The 15843-nt window shown below is 65.6% G+C and carries 12 protein-coding genes; 6 read left to right on the forward strand and 6 right to left on the reverse strand.

Annotation, left to right across the window (positions count from 1 at the left end; all coding sequences use genetic code 11):
* From QZL85_RS07075 to QZL85_RS07090, 4 genes are all read right to left on the reverse strand, one after another.
* Nucleotides 1-1161 (reverse strand): ABC transporter substrate-binding protein, encoded by a 1161-nt coding sequence (locus tag QZL85_RS07075; RefSeq protein ID WP_295575363.1) that lies wholly within the window; start codon nucleotides 1159-1161, stop codon nucleotides 1-3.
* A 113-nt stretch (nucleotides 1162-1274) separates the two neighbouring features.
* Complete coding sequence (locus tag QZL85_RS07080; RefSeq protein ID WP_295575364.1) at nucleotides 1275-1982, reverse strand: aspartate/glutamate racemase family protein; 708 nt, start codon at nucleotides 1980-1982, stop codon at nucleotides 1275-1277.
* Nucleotides 1983-2035: 53 nt separating this feature from the next.
* Nucleotides 2036-3166 carry an ABC transporter ATP-binding protein gene (locus tag QZL85_RS07085; RefSeq protein WP_295575366.1) on the reverse strand — a complete coding sequence of 377 codons (1131 nt, stop codon included), beginning with the start codon at nucleotides 3164-3166 and terminating at the stop codon, nucleotides 2036-2038.
* Complete coding sequence (locus QZL85_RS07090; RefSeq protein ID WP_295575368.1) at nucleotides 3159-4928, reverse strand: iron ABC transporter permease; 1770 nt, start codon at nucleotides 4926-4928, stop codon at nucleotides 3159-3161. Before QZL85_RS07090 ends, QZL85_RS07085 begins: the two co-directional genes overlap by 8 nt.
* Before the next feature lie 364 nt (nucleotides 4929-5292).
* On the opposite strand from QZL85_RS07090, the gene QZL85_RS07095 reads away from it, so the two are divergent.
* From QZL85_RS07095 to QZL85_RS07120, 6 genes are all read left to right on the forward strand, one after another.
* The gene (locus tag QZL85_RS07095; protein ID WP_295575371.1) at nucleotides 5293-6369 is read left to right on the forward strand and encodes an isocitrate/isopropylmalate dehydrogenase family protein; all 1077 of its coding nucleotides are present in this window, start codon (nucleotides 5293-5295) and stop codon (nucleotides 6367-6369) included.
* A gap of 77 nt (nucleotides 6370-6446) precedes the next feature.
* Nucleotides 6447-7115: an aspartate/glutamate racemase family protein gene (locus tag QZL85_RS07100; RefSeq protein WP_295575373.1), complete on the forward strand. Its 669-nt coding sequence runs from the start codon at nucleotides 6447-6449 to the stop codon at nucleotides 7113-7115.
* Nucleotides 7112-8371 carry a 3-oxo-tetronate kinase gene (gene otnK, locus QZL85_RS07105; protein WP_295575375.1) on the forward strand — a complete coding sequence of 420 codons (1260 nt, stop codon included), beginning with the start codon at nucleotides 7112-7114 and terminating at the stop codon, nucleotides 8369-8371. Before QZL85_RS07100 ends, otnK begins: the two co-directional genes overlap by 4 nt.
* Nucleotides 8368-8991: a 3-oxo-tetronate 4-phosphate decarboxylase gene (gene otnC / locus QZL85_RS07110; RefSeq protein WP_295575377.1), complete on the forward strand. Its 624-nt coding sequence runs from the start codon at nucleotides 8368-8370 to the stop codon at nucleotides 8989-8991. The genes otnK and otnC overlap by 4 nt, the downstream gene beginning before the upstream one ends.
* Nucleotides 8992-9050: 59 nt before the next feature.
* On the forward strand, nucleotides 9051-9983 hold the full coding sequence (gene glpX, locus QZL85_RS07115; RefSeq protein WP_295575663.1) for a class II fructose-bisphosphatase: 933 nt from the start codon (nucleotides 9051-9053) through the stop codon (nucleotides 9981-9983).
* Between the two features lie 185 nt (nucleotides 9984-10168).
* Nucleotides 10169-11467 carry a CitMHS family transporter gene (locus tag QZL85_RS07120; RefSeq protein WP_295575379.1) on the forward strand — a complete coding sequence of 433 codons (1299 nt, stop codon included), beginning with the start codon at nucleotides 10169-10171 and terminating at the stop codon, nucleotides 11465-11467.
* 398 nt (nucleotides 11468-11865) lie between these two features.
* Here QZL85_RS07120 and QZL85_RS07125 read toward each other — a convergent pair whose 3' ends face one another.
* Together QZL85_RS07125 and QZL85_RS07130 are read right to left on the reverse strand one after the other, a co-directional pair.
* Nucleotides 11866-13482, reverse strand: coding sequence for a DUF5597 domain-containing protein (locus QZL85_RS07125; RefSeq protein WP_295575380.1), 1617 nt, complete (start codon nucleotides 13480-13482; stop codon nucleotides 11866-11868).
* Between the two features lie 101 nt (nucleotides 13483-13583).
* Nucleotides 13584-15827, reverse strand: a complete 2244-nt coding sequence (locus tag QZL85_RS07130; RefSeq protein WP_295575382.1) for a glycoside hydrolase family 3 C-terminal domain-containing protein — start codon at nucleotides 15825-15827, stop codon at nucleotides 13584-13586.
* Nucleotides 15828-15843: the final 16 nt, after the last annotated feature.

Genomic DNA, 15843 nt, shown 5'->3' on the forward strand with positions numbered 1-15843 from the left:
TTATCCGAGCAGGCCGTTCCACTTCTCGGTGAACGCGGCGACGTCAGCGTCGGGAACCAGGTCGTAATCCACGAAGATGATCTCGTCCTCGCCCACGGTGTCCACGACCTCCTGATAGGTGTGGCGTCCTTCGGCGGTTTCGACACTCTCGCGGTACGAGGTCAGGCCTCCTTCAGCGACCGCATTCTGGCCCTCCTCCGAGAGCACGAAGTCGACGAAGAGCTTCGCCGTCGCGGTGTTTGGAGCCTCCGCCGGAATCGCGATGCCTCGCGGAAGCACGACCGTTCCATCCTCGGGGAAGACGAACGAGTACAGGCCGCCGCTGCTCTCGACGATGGGGTACGACGGGGCGGCACTGATGAAGAACCCGGCCAGGTACTCGCCGGCGAGGATCTTCTCACCCTGCGAGCCCGAGGAGCTCTCGGGGCGCGCGCTCGGCAGGATGCTCTCGAGGCTGCTCCACGCGTCGGGGCGGGCCGCCGTGTAGGCGTTGGAGACGGTGAAGCCGAACGCTCCGCCGACGTCGCGCGTCGTGATCTTGTCCGCGAACTTGTCCGGCTCTGCTGCGACGAGTTCAGCGAGATGCGCGATGCCGGTCGGGGCCTCCGGCATCAGCTGGCTGTTGTAGGCAATGCCAACTGGATCGGTGGACATCGCGTACACATTCGGGAGGACCTGAGCGAAGTCGGGCAGCTCGCCCAGCTCGGGCGACGCGTACTCGAGGAAGCGGTCCGGCTCCTCCGCGAACTCTGCCCACGCCTGCGCAGCGTTCGACACGAGCAGGTCGGCCGTCGAGCTGCCTGACGCGGTCTCGGAGAGCTGACGCTGGAAGACCTCGTCGGAGTCCAGGTTGTTCGCGTTGATCGTGGTGACGAAGGGGTACTTCTTCTGGAAGTCCCGGAAGATGGGCGCCCAGTTCTCCTGATCTGTGTTGCTGTAGATGGTGAGCGTGCCGCCCTCCTCTTCTGCCTCGGCTACCAAGTCCGCGTAGTCCGCAGGGTAGGACTCGGGGTACTCGCCCTCCGCAATCGGATTGGAGGGAGCCGGGGCGGCACCGTCGTTGCCGCAACCGGCAAGCAGGGCGATGACAGCCACCGAAGCGGCGGCGGTGGTCCAGAGTCGAGCTTGGCGAGCAGGACGCTGCGTGACGTGGATCTTCATGACACTCCTTTGTGGTGGGCGGGCAATCGGGCTGCCCTTCTTCATAATGTGGTCAAGTGGTCGACCTGTCAACCACCATCTCGTTGGCGTGATGCTGTCGTTATCGGTATCAATCAGTCGGCGTAGAACTGGTGGTGCCGGCGGTCGCCCCGCTCAATGGCTGAGCGCAGCGCACGGGCGGCGCGCGAAGGCCCGGAGTAGACCGTGGTTCCGAGAATCGAAGAGACCTCGGAGGAAGCCGGCGCGAGCGAGTACTGAGCGAGGAGCACTGCATCCCCTTCACGCAGATGCGGCCGCACAGCGGTCGCGATCAGCTCGGCGACCGCTGCGGTTTCCCCCGCATCCACGGCCTCCAACGCTCCCTCGACATAGATCGGGACCAGTTCGAACTCTGTGTGATGCTCGGCCGCAACCTCACCCAGTCGCACCGTGGAGTCCGCCAGCGCAGCTTGCACCGAGGCAACGACGAGGACGCGTCGAGGCGCGACCGCGAGAACGTCGTGGAATGCCGCCGAGTCCGCGCCCAGGATGGGCACGGGCCGGTCCGCGCTGGCTGCCGAGGCCACGAAGGAATAGAGCGAGCACGTGATGAGCACACCGTCCGCCCCTTCGAGCAGAACATGGTCGATCAGGCGAACCATGCGCTCCAGGAGGAGCGGCGTAACGCCACCGTGCTGATTCACCTCCTCGATGAGCCTGTCGTCCAGGACGTTCCATATGCGCGCCTCTGGAAACTCGTCACGGACGGCGATGCTCGCGGGCTCGATGGCTGTCGAGACTCCGTGGATCAGTGCGATGAGAGGGGGACGATCCGAGCTCATCTGTGCTCCTTCCCGTGCTGCGGGCGCCTGAGCGTGCCGCCCGAAGCTACGACTCAGTGCGCGGCCGCGATGATGAGGTTCGTCATGGTTTCATTGACAACCGCGGTCCGCGGGAAGATGCGCACAGCATCCGCGTCCAATACGGCGTCCACACGGCCGGTGAGGTCGCCGCGGTGATGGTCCGCGATCAGCACTTTCGCGCCGAGCTGCAAGTCGTACTCGTACCGCGAACCCACGTAAGAGGTGGTGAGTACGTCCGCGCCGAGGACGATGCGGTCTCGCGTTGCCACGGCCGATCCCTCCGGTTCGAGGCTGGTGCGCTCTGGCCGGAACGCGATGGTGACAGCATCGCCGGCGGCGAAGCCCGCCACGGACGGAACGGTGATCAGGTCATCCATGTCATCGATGCGGAGGACGACCGAGTTGGCCGACGCTTCCTTCACGACGCCGTCGAGGAAGTTCGCCCGGCCGATGAAGGCGTTGACCTCTGCGGTTGCCGGCTGTTCGTAGATCTCATGCGGCGTCCCGACCTGGAGAAGGTGTCCCATCGACATGACGGCAATTCGGTCGCTCATAGCCAGCGCCTCTTCCTGGTCATGGGTCACGTAGACCGTCGTGATCCCGAGATCGGCCTGCAGCCGCTTCAGCCACACTCGCGCCTGCTCGCGTAGCTTCGCGTCGAGGTTGGACAGCGGCTCATCGAGCAGCAGCACCTTCGGCGAGTAGACCAGCGCGCGGGCCAGGGCGACGCGCTGCTGCTGACCGCCGGAGAGCTGGTGAGGGTAGCGCTTGGACAGGTGAGCGAGGCCGACCTTATCGAGCGCCTCGGCGATGAGCCTCTTCTGCTCTGCCTTGGGCACCTTTCGGATGTTGAGCGGCACCGCGAGGTTCTGCTCGAGCGTCATGTGCGGCCAGAGTGCGTAGCTCTGGAACACCATCCCGAGGTCGCGCTCCTCCGGGGGAACGAACTTCCGGTCCGAAACGAAGACGACATCGCCGACGCTTACTTCGCCGCTCGTGGGCTTCTCCAGGCCGGCGAGGCACGACAAGGTCGTGGACTTGCCGCAGCCGGACGGGCCCAGGAGGGTGAAGAACTCCCCGTCCTTGATGTGGATGTCGATGCCGTGGAGCACGATGTTGCCGTTGTACTCCTTGCGCAGGTCAGAGATGACGACGTCAGGCATTCTCTTTCTTTCCTCTCGTGAGCAGGCCGGCGACGCCGACGAACACTGCAGTGATGACGATCTGGATGGTCGCGAGGGCCGCGACCGATCCGGTGTTGCCCTGTACCCACAGCTCGAGCATCGTCGTGCCGATGATGTTCGTCTGGGCGGACCCTAGGAAGATGGCGGGCGAGTACTCCTTGAGCATCGTGACGAACACCAGGATCATCGCGGCGACGAACGCTGGTGTGATGAGCTTGCGCATGATGCGGAAGAAGGTCATCACCCAATCGGCACCAGAGACACGCGCTGCATTGTCGAGCTCTTCGCCGATCTGCATGACCGCCGGAGAGATCGACCCGTAAGCGCTAGGGAGCGCGCGCAGGCCGAAAGCGATGATGATGATGGCCAGCGTCCCCTGGAGGAACGCGCCGAGGCCGAACGGGAGCAGGGCGATCGCCCAGAACAGACCGATACCGATGATGAGACCGGGCATCGCCTGGGGCGCCAGCGCCAAGTACTCGATGAGCTTGCGCAACCGGAAGTTCGACCGGCGCGCGACGAGCACCGCGACGGTGGCGACGAAGCTGACCACGATCATGCCGATGCCGGCGACGATGAGGCTGTTACGGATCGACTGCACGTAGACGGGGAATTCGATGATGCGCAGATAGTTGTCCATCGTGAGCGCGTTGAACGGGTTGGCCAACGGCGTGAAGAACGCGGTGAACGAGCGGAAGAGCAATCCACCCAGGGGAATGATCGCGCCAAAGATCAGGTAGATCGAGATGAACACGATGGCCACGTACTTCGTCCAACCGAGATCCAGACGCCGCGGACGAGTCGCTTTTCCTCGGACCGAGACGAAGCGCTTGGCGTCCTTCAGGAGCTTCGCCTGGACCGCCACCAGAATGACGGTGACGATGAGGATGAACATCGACGCGGCGCCGAGGACCCCGTAATCGGGGTTGATGGACTGAAGACCGTTCTTGTAGAGGAACGTCGCGAACACCGTGATGCCCACGGGCTGGCCGTACAGCAGCGGGATCGAGAGGGTCTCGATCGACATCGAGGCCACCAGGATGGCCGAGTATACGATCGGCGGGCGCAACATGGGGATGACGACGGAGAACAGGATGCGGAACGGACCCGCACCGACGGTCTGCGCCGCGGCTTCGAGGCTCGCGTCCGAGTTCCGCAGCGCGTTCGCACAGAAGACGTAGGCGATGGGAGCGAGCGCGACCGCCTCGGTGAGCGCCATACCGGGGATTGTGTAGAGGTCCCACGGGACGAATCCGACAGCCTGTCGCACCGCGGTGCTGAGGAACCCCGCGGGTCCGTACATCGTGATCCACCCGAATCCGAGGATGAGGGAGGAGATGAAGAACGGCCACTGCATGCTGACACCGAAGACTCGGCGACCCGGGATATCCGTGCGGACCACCACGATGGCCATCGGAACGGCGATGACCAGCGTGAGGATCGTGGTCATGCCCGCGAAGAGGACGGTGTTCAGGATGACGGTGCCGAAGTCCGCCTCAGTGAACAGCTTGGTGAAATTCTCGACGGTGAAGATTCCGCCAGCCTCATAGAGCGGACGATCCGAGAACGCCTGAACGAGTGTCGGGACGACGGGCGCAAGCACGAAGACCGCAAGGATGATGATGATCGCCCAGAACACGACATTGCCGCGGTCGACACCGAAGATGCGCTTGTAGCGTGGGGCCCGATAGGTCTCGACGCGCGGGTCACGCGTCTCCGGGCGGTCGATGAGGGAGGTCATGCTCGCGCTCCCGTCATCGTGAAGGTCGCCATCATTGGTTCAAATCCTCTCCATTGAGTTCGCCAGAGCGAGGTGGATTGCATAATCATCACTCAAAGTGGTCGACCAGTCAACCACCTGAGATAAGATTGGTGGCGACTGGTTGACTGGTCGACCACTTTAGTTCATGATGGTGATGTCATCGACGCACTCAACGGAGAGACAGTCCCACGGACGCAGACACGCGCTTGCTTCCCGGGAGTCGTCACTCAGACCTGCGGGACCGGCTCACGAGCACCCCGCGACGAAGACGAGACCCGCTCGTCCTTCCTATCAACACCTCGAGTCCGTCAATGAGACTCAGGAAAAACGAAAGGGAACACCCGTGACCGACAAGACCTACCGCCTCGGCGTACTGAACGGCGACGGCATCGGACCGGAGATCGTGCCGGCATCCGTCAAGATTCTGGATGCTGCCACCGCCGCCGCTGGAAGCCGCATCGAGTGGGAGGAGCTTCCCCTCGGCCGCTCGGCCATCGACAGCCACGGCATCGCCGTGCCGGAAGAGACCCTCGCCGCCCTTGCGGAGGTCGACGCCTGGCTGCTCGGCCCGCACGACTCCGCCGCCTACCCCGAGCCGCACAAGTCGCTCCTGAACCCGTCCGGAACCATCCGCAAGCACTTCGGTCTGTTCGCCAACATCCGACCGGCCAAAGCCTTCGCCGGGGGGAACGCGATCGTCGAGAACACCGATCTGGTCATCGTCCGCGAGAACACCGAGGGCTTCTACGCCGACCGCAACACGTACGCCGGCACGGGTGAGTTCATGCCGACGCCCGATGTCGCCATCATGCACGGCATCATCACGCGGGCTGCCACCGAGCGCATCGCGCACGAGGCTTTCAAGCTGGCGATGACACGCGACAAGCGCGTCACCATCGTCCATAAGGCGAACGTCCTCAAGATGACCACGGGTCTCTTCCGCGACGTCACGCGGGAGGTCGCCAAGGAGTACCCCGAGGTCGCGGTGAACGACTTCCACATCGATGCCGCGACCGTTCACCTGGTCCGTCGCGCCGACAAGTTCGACGTCATCGTCACGGAGAACATGTTCGGTGACATCCTCTCCGACCTCGCGGGTGAGGTCGCCGGCTCGCTCGGCATCGCACCGTCCATCAACTCGTCCGACACGCACGCGATGGCCCAGGCCTCACACGGCAGCGCGCCCGACATCGCCGGCCAGGGCAAGGCGAACCCCATCGCCATGATCCTGTCCTCGTCGATGCTGCTGCGTTGGCTCGGCAGCAAGTACGACGACGCGGCACTCCACAAGGCTGCCGACATCGTCGATGCAGCGGTGAACCTCACCGTCGAAGAAGGCATCGTGACACCCGACATGGGCGGCACCGCCACGACATCGAGCTTCACCGACACCGTCGTCGCGAACGTCGCACGCGTCTGACCGCCATCTGACGGGTCGGGGTAGCCATGAGGCGGCCCCGACCCTTCCTTACCCTTCCCGTCGACAGAGAGTCACGCATGGACGACAAGCCCCTCATCGCGCTCATCAGTGCGGTCCGCGCCTCGATCCCTCCGACGCTCGATGCGTTCGCGGTCGGCTTTCCCGAGGCCCAGCCGTGGAACATCGTTGACGACCGGCTGCTCGAGGACGCCGACGCGCAGGGTGGACTCACGCCGCGCCTGCAGCTGCGCATGGAACGGCTCATCGACCACGCACTGGTCGAAGGAGCCTCTGCCGTCCTTCTCACTTGCTCGCTCTACGCCCCTGTCGCGCATGAAGCCGCCGTGGATGCCGACGTCCCCGTCCTGGCCCCCGATGATGCGGTCTTTCTGGCCATCATCGATGAGGGCTACCGCAATGTGCTTCTCGTCTCGTCCGGCGCCGGACCCTTGGAAGACTCCGTCACCCGACTCCGTGCATTCGTCGGACCGGAGGTCACCGTTCTCGGCGCCCTTGCGGAGGATGCCGCTCTCGCCGCTCGCCGTGGCGACATCGGCGCTGTCGTGGATGCCATCGCCTCCGCAGTGCGCGCGTCGCCGGAGGGCTTCGAGGCCGTCGTCCTCGGCCAGTTCTCGCTCGCTCCGGCCGCCGAGGCACTCGCCGCGCGGCTGCGGCTCCCTGTTCTCGCTGGGCCGCAGTTCGCGGTCAAGCGTCTCCACGCTCTCATCTCGAAGGACAAGCCGTGATAGGTGCCATCGCCGACGACTTCACCGGAGCGACGGACATCGCCGTCGCGTTCCGTCGCGCTGGTCTGCGCGTCGTCATCCTCTTCAACGGACCGCACGAGACGAATCTCCCTGATCACGATGTCACCATCATCGCGCTCAAGACGCGCACCATCGCGCCCGCTGAGGCCGTCCGCCAGTCTGTGGAGGCCGTGGAATGGCTTCGCATACACGGCGCGAAGCAGATCTTCTTCAAGTACTGCTCGACGTTCGACTCCCGGCCGGAGGGAAACATCGGTCCAGTCGCCGACGCATTGATGCACCTGTTGGCGACGGAGCGCGCGGTGTTCGCACCGAGCTCGCCAGAGCATCTGCGCACCCAGTACATGGGCCACCTCTTCGTCGACAGGCTCCTCCTGTCCGACTCTCCTATGCGGCACCACCCGCTGACCCCGATGACGGATTCGTTCATCCCGAGCGTCCTCGCCAGTCAGACGGCTCGCCCTGTCGCACTTATCGACCATCGCGATGTCCGGGGCGGGCGTAACCGCATCTCGGCACTCCTGGACACCGCCGTTCGCGAGGGCACACCGTATGTGGTCGTGGACGCCATCAGCGACGCAGACCTCGTGGAGATCGGCGAAGCCGTGGTTTTCGACCCGCTCGTGACGGGAGCTGCGGGGCTCGCCGGCGGCCTGGGCGCCGCGGTCGCACGACGTCTCGGCCGGTCGACGCGCCGCGACGGTGACGATGACCCGATCGGTGTCGTCCCCGCCGTCGCGCTGGCAGGCAGCTGCTCCGCGCGCACACTCGAGCAGATCGCGCACATGCGCCACGACCACCCGTCCCTGCTGCTCGACGCCGTGGCCACTCCGGACTCCGAGACACTCGCCGCGCAGGCACTTGCCTGGTACGACGAGCAGGACGCCGACAGTGCACCCCTCATTTATTCCTCGCTTCCGCCTGCGCAGCTCAGACTCGCCCAGGCCGCACTCGGCGCAGAGCGGGCGTCTGCGATTCTCGAAACCGCGATGGGCCTCATCGCCCGGGGACTCGTTGACCGCGGTGTGAAGCGCCTCGTCATCGCCGGCGGCGAGACCTCCGGTGCCGTCGTCACGGCGCTCGATGTCGACGGCGGAGTGATCGGCGAGGAAGCCGCCCCCGGTGTCCCGTGGATCTTCACCGGCGGCGACGCCCCTGTGGCCCTGCTGCTCAAGTCGGGGAACTTCGGCGACCCGCAGCTGCTCACCCGTGCAGTCATGGAGGGCGCCGCATGAACGACACCTCTGCCCGCGAACAGATCGTCCAGGCCGCCCGGTCGATCTTCAGTCGATCTCTGACGCACGGGAGCACCGGCAACATCAGTGTCCGCGTCGGCGACCGCATCTTCGTGACGCCCACCGGGAGCAGCCTCGGCACCGTCCTCCCGGCTGATCTCTCGGTCATCAACCTGAACGGGCAGCACGTGGACGGCGCCAAGCCCTCCAAGGAATCGTTCCTGCACGCCGCCGTCCTGCGTGCTCGGCCGACCGCGACCGCTGTCGTCCACACACACTCCACCTACTCCGCTGCGGTCTCGTGCCTGGACGGACTGGATAGCGAGGACGCCCTCCCGCCCCTCACCGCCTACTTCGCGATGCGGATCGGGCGATTGCCCCTCTTGCCCTACCACGCCCCGGGAGACGATTCGCTCGAGCAGATCGCGGAAGCCGCCGCGCGCAGGAACCTTGCGTTGCTGCTCAGCAACCATGGACCCGTCGTCGCGGGCGCCTCGCTCAGCGCCGCGATGGACGCGCTGGAAGAGCTCGAGGAGACCGCGAAGTTGTTCCTCCTCCTTCAGGGTCACCGCACGCGCCCGCTTACGCGCGAGCAGGTCGACGCTCTGAGTCCGCGGTGAACGTCGCTGACCCTGGGCGTCGCCCGGCCGCGCCCGTGCATCCTGACCGCAACCTCGGCATGGAGCTCGTCCGCGCCACGGAGGCGGCCGCTATCCGCGCGTCTCACTACGTGGGCAAGGGCGACAAGAACGCCGCCGACGGCGCAGCAGTCGATGCGATGCGAGCCTTCCTGAGCACGGTGAGCTTTGACGGCATCGTCGTCATCGGAGAGGGCGAAAAGGACGAAGCGCCGATGCTGTACAACGGCGAGCGAGTCGGCGACGGGCACGGCCCCCGCTGCGACATCGCCGTCGACCCCATCGACGGCACCTCGCTCACGGCCGCGGGGCGCCTTGACGCCCTCTCGATGATCGCTGTGGCCGATCGAGGGTCGATGTTCGACCCCAGCGCCGTCTTCTACATGGAGAAGCTGGTCGCCGGCCCCGAAGCCCGCGGCGTGATCGACATCCGCCAGCCGATCGGGGAGAACATCCGTGCACTCGCGTCAGCGAAGGGGATGCCGGTCGGAGACATGCGCGTAGCCGTCCTCGATCGCCCACGTCACGCCGAGCTCATCCAGGCGATCCGCGCCACCGGCGCCGGGACGGAGCTGCTACTCGATGGGGACGTGGCCGGAGCCATCAACGCGGCGCGCGAGGACTCGCGAGTCGACATGTGCATCGGCGTGGGCGGGACGCCTGAAGGGGTGATCTCCGCCTGCGCGGTCAAAGCTCTCAGTGGGTTCATCCAGGGCGTGCTCCGACCCTCCAGCGACCTCGAGCGGGCGCGCGCAGAGTCGCAGGGCCTCGACGTGGATGCCGTCCTCGAGTCCGGCGACCTCGTCCGGTCCGACAACGTCTACTTCGTCGCGACCGGAGTCACCAGCGGAAGCCTTGTCCGGGGAGTGGAACGGGTCGGCGGCCGGATCCGTACCGAGAGCATCGTTCTCCGCTCCCAGTCCCAGACGGTTCGACGGGTGACCGGCGATCATCTCGCCGATCGCTGGGCATGAGTGGTCGACTGGTCGACCACTCATGTTAGGATCGCTGGTGGCAGCGGAGCCGGTCGTGCCTGGCACCCCTCCGCAGCACACCGCTCCCGCGCACTTCGCTCTGCGATGCTGCTGCTTTTGAAACGCCACTGACGTCGTAAGGAGTCCCCCGTGAACGAGCTCGTTGTTGAGAGTCGGGAGAACTAGTGCTCGCCATCCTGGGCTTCGGCGTCCTCGCCACCTTCATGCTCCTGGTGATGAAGAAGTGGGCGACCGCCTTCATCGCCATCATCGTCACCCCTATCGTGGCGGCCATCGTCAGCGGCTACTTCATCCAATTGCCCGAGATGATTCTCGCGGGCATCGAGACGGTCGCCCCGACCGCCGTCCTTCTCCTCTTCGCCGTTCTGTACTTCGGCGTCATGATGGATGCAAGACTGTTCGACCCCATCTCGCGGCTCATCCTCCGCCTATCCAAAGGCGACCCGGTCCGCATCACCATCGGCACTGCAGTCCTCGCGATTCTGATCGCGCTCGATGGCGACGGCACCACGAGCTACATGATCATCTGCTCGGCCTTCCTACCGATCTACAAGCGCCTCGGGATCAACCGACTCGTCATCGCGGTCGTCGCAACGATGTCGCTCGGCCTCATCTCCGGTTCGACACCCTGGGGCGGCGCAGCGACCCGCGCAATCAGCGTCCTGCACCTCGACGCCAGCGAGTACTTCGTCCCGATGCTCCCCGCACTCGGAGCGACGGCGCTCTTCATCGTCCTCATCGCGTGGATTCTCGGTCTGCGCGAGCGCAAGAACGTCGACCCCATGCAGGTCTCGCTGCTGAATGCCGAGCTCAAGGAGCAGTCCAAGAACGCGGAGAAGGCCGACTGGCGCATCTGGTTCAATGCTGCGGCCACCCTCGCACTCATCGTCCTGCTCGTCATGGACATCGCACCGCTCGTCGTCCTCTTCATCATCGGCTTCGTCATCGTGCTCGTCGTCAACCATCCGAACCTCAAGGAGCAGGCCGAGGTCGTCCATCGCCACGCTGCGAGCGCCGTCCCCGTGGTCATGCTCGTCCTCGGCGCCGGCGTCTTCACCGGCATCCTTACCGAGACCGGGATGATCGAGGCGATGGCCGACACCCTGCTGTCCGCGGTCCCCGACTCGCTCGGCGGCTGGATTCCACTCATCACCGCCCTCATCGGCATCCCACTGTCTTTCTTCATGTCGAACGACGCCTACTTCTTCGGCATCCTCCCGGTGTTGGCGAGTTCGGCCGAGGTCTACGGCATCGCGCCGATCGAGATCGCACGCGCGGGCGTCATCGGACAGATGGCGCACATGATCGGGCCGGCTTCCGCACCCCTGTGGGTACTGCTCGGGCTGCTGAAGCGCGAACTGGGCGACTTCCAGCGCTTCGCGATCCTCTGGGTTCTCGCCGGGTCCATTGCGTTCGTGGTGTTCGCCTTGCTCACCGGAGCGATATCCATCCCGCTCGGCTGAGATCCCTCGATCGCACCTGAGCGATACGAACCGACACAACCTGGTCGAGCTCATGCGATTCGAACGACTCGATCTCGCGAACTGGTCGACCAACACTTCGTCTGGCCGTCCGACCATGGCAGCTTTGATCGCGCAGAGCGGGTCTGGCACGGTGCGCATCGCCGACAGGCACCGCGACCGACACTGGCCTCGTGCAGGCGTTCCGGGACCACCACCCCCGTGAAAGGGCTGCGGCTCGCCGCGATGCCTATCCTGACGATCGCCGACAGTGGCTGCCCTTCGAGGGTGCCTCCGGGCATCGCTGCGAACGCGCGAGGTGATGCCCCATCTCGACGTGTGCGGCGGGACGCTCCCTTCGACCGAGTGTGTGGCACCGAATCAGATGGCGTCGCGCCGCGTCAGTACGCGTAGGTTCGCACACGCATGATCCCCGTCGACTCGTCCGAATGCGGGATCGGGAAGATCGAGGGTGCCGGGTCGCCGAGTGCAGCGAGCTTCACGTGCGACCCTGATCCGGTCTGATCGCCATTGAGCTCGCGAGCAACTGCTCTCTCATCGCCACTGTCCAGTTCCGTCACCGAGAGGATGCCCACGCTGCGGTTCCCCTGCGCGGAGAAGCGCGCGGTGAACCCTCTCCCGACGATGAGGAAGCTCTCGTCCGCGTCCTGGACGACGGCACCGTATGCGGGGTACGTCGGCGTCTGGAATCCGTACGGGTCCTGCGTCCCGATCGTGACGGTGATCCCCTCGAACGCGAACTCGGCGGACGGTGTGTCGGCATCCAGCATGAACCCGCGCATGATCGATCCGGGATGAGCTTCATGGAACTGCGTCACCGCGGCCAGCAGGCGGTACCCGTCCCGCAGTGCAGAATCCTCTGCGGTGCCCTGCACGATCGAATCAACACCGAAGGGTGAGACGCCGAGAGCTCGGTGCTCTGCGACCGCACGGAACATGTGCGACACCCCGATCGGGCTCGCACGCATCTCCGGGATGAACAGGTGGCCGAAAGTACCCCGATAGTCGGCGAAGAGATCGTCGAACGAACCGAAGTAGACATCGGGGCCCACGAAGTCGAGCGACGAGATGAGCGACGCCCATACGGGTGCCATGCCTGGCACAGGCCCGCCGGATGGGTAGATGCCCGGACGCATACCGCCCGCCATCGCGAGCATGGCCTCGGCCACCTCAGCGGGAAGGTCGAGCTCGATCTCCGAATCCAGCCAGACGTTGGCGAACATCGGGATGTTGAGTACGGTCTTCCCCGCGGCCGCCACGCTGTCGACGTACGTCGCGTAGCCCCAGGCCATGAAGACCTCATCGGCCTCGATGCCGTCGCCGAACACAGAGCTCCACTCGCCCTCACGCGGGCAACCGCGGTCCGCCCAGACGGCCCGGATCGGCGATCCCGAAGCTCGGTCGACCGCATCGATCACCTCGGCCGGCACAGGGCTCTGCCATCGGAACTCCGCGCGTGTAGAACGATCTCGGGAGTCTCCGAGCAGACCCACCTCGTTCTCGACCTGCACCATGATCACGCGCGACGCGGCGTCCGAAGCGGCGATGCGCGCCGTGAGGGCGGCGAAGGCGGCACAGTCCGCCCGCTTATTCTCGTCGGCGAAGGGCGACAGGTGTTCGATCGCTCCCGTTCCGGCGACCACGGCGCGGGGAAAGCGAGTGGTGTCGCGCTTTACCCACGCCGGCAGGTAGCTCGACATCCCGTTCTTCCAAGAGCCGAACCAGAGCGGGATCAATCGCAGATCCTCGCGTTCCGCGGCGCGGATCATCCCGTCGATCAGGGTGGTGTCGAAGTCTCCTTCCGCCGGTTCGAACTGCGCCCACGAGACCGGGGCGAGCACGGTGTTTGCGCCGAGTTCGCGCACCCGCGCGAACGCCTCGTCGATCGCGCGGAGCGAACTGGAGCTCGAGTTGTGAAGCTCGGCTCCCAGCACGGTGAACGGCTTCCCGTGCACGTGAAGTCCCTCCCTGCGGAGTTCGATGGGCGGTGTGTTCATGATGTGTCCTCTCAGCGCCGAACGCGTGCGCGTCCGCTGTCCGCGCCCTCGCGGGCGTCGATTGTCCGAATCGGTCGAGTGGGGCAGTCACCCCACCCGGGTCAGGCGAAGCCGTTCCGCGCATTCGCCTCGGCGAGCGCCTCTTCGACGAGACCCTCTGGAAGCGCCGCGCCCATGGTGCCCAGGAAGCGGCCGAACGGCAGGGAGTCCAGCATCGGAGCGAAGTCGGTCTCCGAGTCGTCTGAGAACTGTGCGAACACGGCTTCGAAGAGCGTGCTCAGCGCGGGTCCTGCGACAGGGTCCCGCAAGATCTCTCCGATCGAGGAGTCGGAGTCCAGGAGATACCGCGGAACCTCGCCGGCGACATCGATCGTGTCCGTCATCCTGATATCGCGGCTGGACGAGCCGACTCTCACACCGAAGACGCCGGACTCGAGAACCCACCGGTCGAGATCTTCGTCCCAGTACTCGAGCTCGTGAAGGGGAACATCGATCTCCACCTCACGGGATTCGCCGGGCTCGAGGTCGACCACGTCAAATCCGACCAACCACTGCGGAGCGCGGGTCACGATCGATTCCGCTCGAGACGCGTAAACCTGAACGATCTCGCGCCCGGCGCGCTCTCCGATGTTGCGCACGACGACCCGCACCGTGACCGACGCGTCGGACGCGTCGGTCCGAAGCGCGTCGTATTCGAATGCGGTGTACGACAAGCCATGCCCGAACGGGAAGGTGACATCGATCTCGCGCGCGTCGTACCAGCGGTATCCGACGTGGATGCCCTCGCCGTGACGGACCCGCTGGCGATCACCCGGAAAATTCGTGAACGCGGGAGTGTCTTCGATCCGGACAGGCACGGTCTCGGAGATCTTTCCGGACGGGTTCACCACGCCGAACAGTACGTCGGCCACGGCTCCCCCGGCCGCTTGGCCCAGAAGCGAGCCGTCGACGATGGCCGCCCCCGTGTCGACGACAGGTGCCAGCCGCAGCACGCCACCGTGCGACAGGACGACGACCGTGCGAGGCTGAACTCGCGTGATCGCACGAAGCAGCTCGACCTGATCTGCCGGAAGCTCGATATCGGCACGGTCGGCACCCTCCGTCTCCTGGCTCTCGAAGAGTCCGAGGTAGACGATAGCCACGCCTGCACGGGCCGCGACCTCGACCGCGTCGGCGCGAAGGGCGTCTCCATCGTCCCCACTGGCGTCGAATCCCGGCGCGTACTCGACCTCGGCGTCGCCGGCGAGCTCACGGATCTCATCGAGCGGGATGTCAACCCGCGACGCGTTGACGTGCGAGCTGCCACCGCCCTGAAAGCGGGGTTCGCTGGCGAATCGCCCGATGATGGCCAACTTCTCCCCAGGCGCCAATGGCAGGAGGCGCGCATCGTCGCGCAGCAGCACCACCGCGCGCGCCGCCACCTCCCTCGCGAGCCGGTGATGTTCGTCGGCGTCCCACTCGACGTCAGGGCGACGCGCGTCGTGAGCTTTGTGTGCGAGGCGGGACACTCGTCTCGCCGCCTCCGCCACGACCTCCGAGTCGAGGTGGCCGTCGAGCACAGCGCGCACCACCTTCGCGTCGTCGAAGCCTTCGTTCGCGGGCATCTGCAGGTCGAGGCCGGCTGCGACGGCCGCAACACGGTCTGCCACGGCTCCCCAGTCGGATACGACGACGCCGTCGAAGCCCCATTCACCACGAAGCAGATCGGTGAGCAACCACCGGTTCTGGGATGCGTGCACCCCATTGATGCGGTTGTACGAGGACATCACCGTCCACGGCTGGGAATCTCGTACAACGCGCTGGAACGCACGCAGGTAGATTTCGCGCAGTGGACGTGGCGACACCTCGGCGCTCACGCGCATCCGGTCGTGCTCCTGACTGTTCACGGCGAAATGTTTGAGCGATGCGCCGACTCCGGTGCTCTGGAGCCCGTCGACCCAGGCCGACCCCAGGACGCCGGCGACAAGAGGATCTTCGGAGAAGTACTCGAAGTTGCGGCCACCCCGAGGGTCGCGCTTGATGTTGATGCCCGGACCCAGCAGAACCTGGACCCCGGCGGCCTGACTCTCGCGGCCGAGCGCCTCGCCGATGCGTCGCACCAGCGAGCGGTCCCACGTCTGGCTCAGGGCGACCGCGGGTGGGAAGCAGGTGGCCGGAAGGCTGCCGGACAGAGCGAGATGGTCGCTCGGCCCTGGCTGCTTCCGCAGCCCGTGCGGGCCGTCGGTCATCAAGATCGACGGCACGTTGCCGGTCGCCTTGGTGGTCCAGAAGTCCGCGCCGCTGCCGAGCCCGGCCTGCTGTTCCAGCGTGAGGTCGTCGGCGCCTGTGTCGATGTCGGTGTTCATGAGGGTCCTGTCTACG

The sequence above is a fragment of the uncultured Microbacterium sp. genome, assembly GCF_900078385.1.
Taxonomy (GTDB): domain Bacteria; phylum Actinomycetota; class Actinomycetes; order Actinomycetales; family Microbacteriaceae; genus Microbacterium.

What these genes read in the sequence shown, in the direction of transcription:
- otnC (WP_295575377.1), top strand. Translation starts at nt 8,368, where the DNA reads ATGAACGACACCTCTGCCCGCGAACAGATCGTCCAGGCCGCCCGGTCG.
- QZL85_RS07100 (WP_295575373.1), top strand. Translation starts at nt 6,447, where the DNA reads ATGGACGACAAGCCCCTCATCGCGCTCATCAGTGCGGTCCGCGCCTCG.
- QZL85_RS07125 (WP_295575380.1), bottom strand. Translation starts at nt 13,482, where the DNA reads ATGAACACACCGCCCATCGAACTCCGCAGGGAGGGACTTCACGTGCAC.
- QZL85_RS07090 (WP_295575368.1), bottom strand. Translation starts at nt 4,928, where the DNA reads ATGACCTCCCTCATCGACCGCCCGGAGACGCGTGACCCGCGCGTCGAG.
- QZL85_RS07085 (WP_295575366.1), bottom strand. Translation starts at nt 3,166, where the DNA reads ATGCCTGACGTCGTCATCTCTGACCTGCGCAAGGAGTACAACGGCAAC.
- QZL85_RS07080 (WP_295575364.1), bottom strand. Translation starts at nt 1,982, where the DNA reads ATGAGCTCGGATCGTCCCCCTCTCATCGCACTGATCCACGGAGTCTCG.
- glpX (WP_295575663.1), top strand. Translation starts at nt 9,051, where the DNA reads ATGGAGCTCGTCCGCGCCACGGAGGCGGCCGCTATCCGCGCGTCTCAC.
- QZL85_RS07130 (WP_295575382.1), bottom strand. Translation starts at nt 15,827, where the DNA reads ATGAACACCGACATCGACACAGGCGCCGACGACCTCACGCTGGAACAG.
- QZL85_RS07075 (WP_295575363.1), bottom strand. Translation starts at nt 1,161, where the DNA reads ATGAAGATCCACGTCACGCAGCGTCCTGCTCGCCAAGCTCGACTCTGG.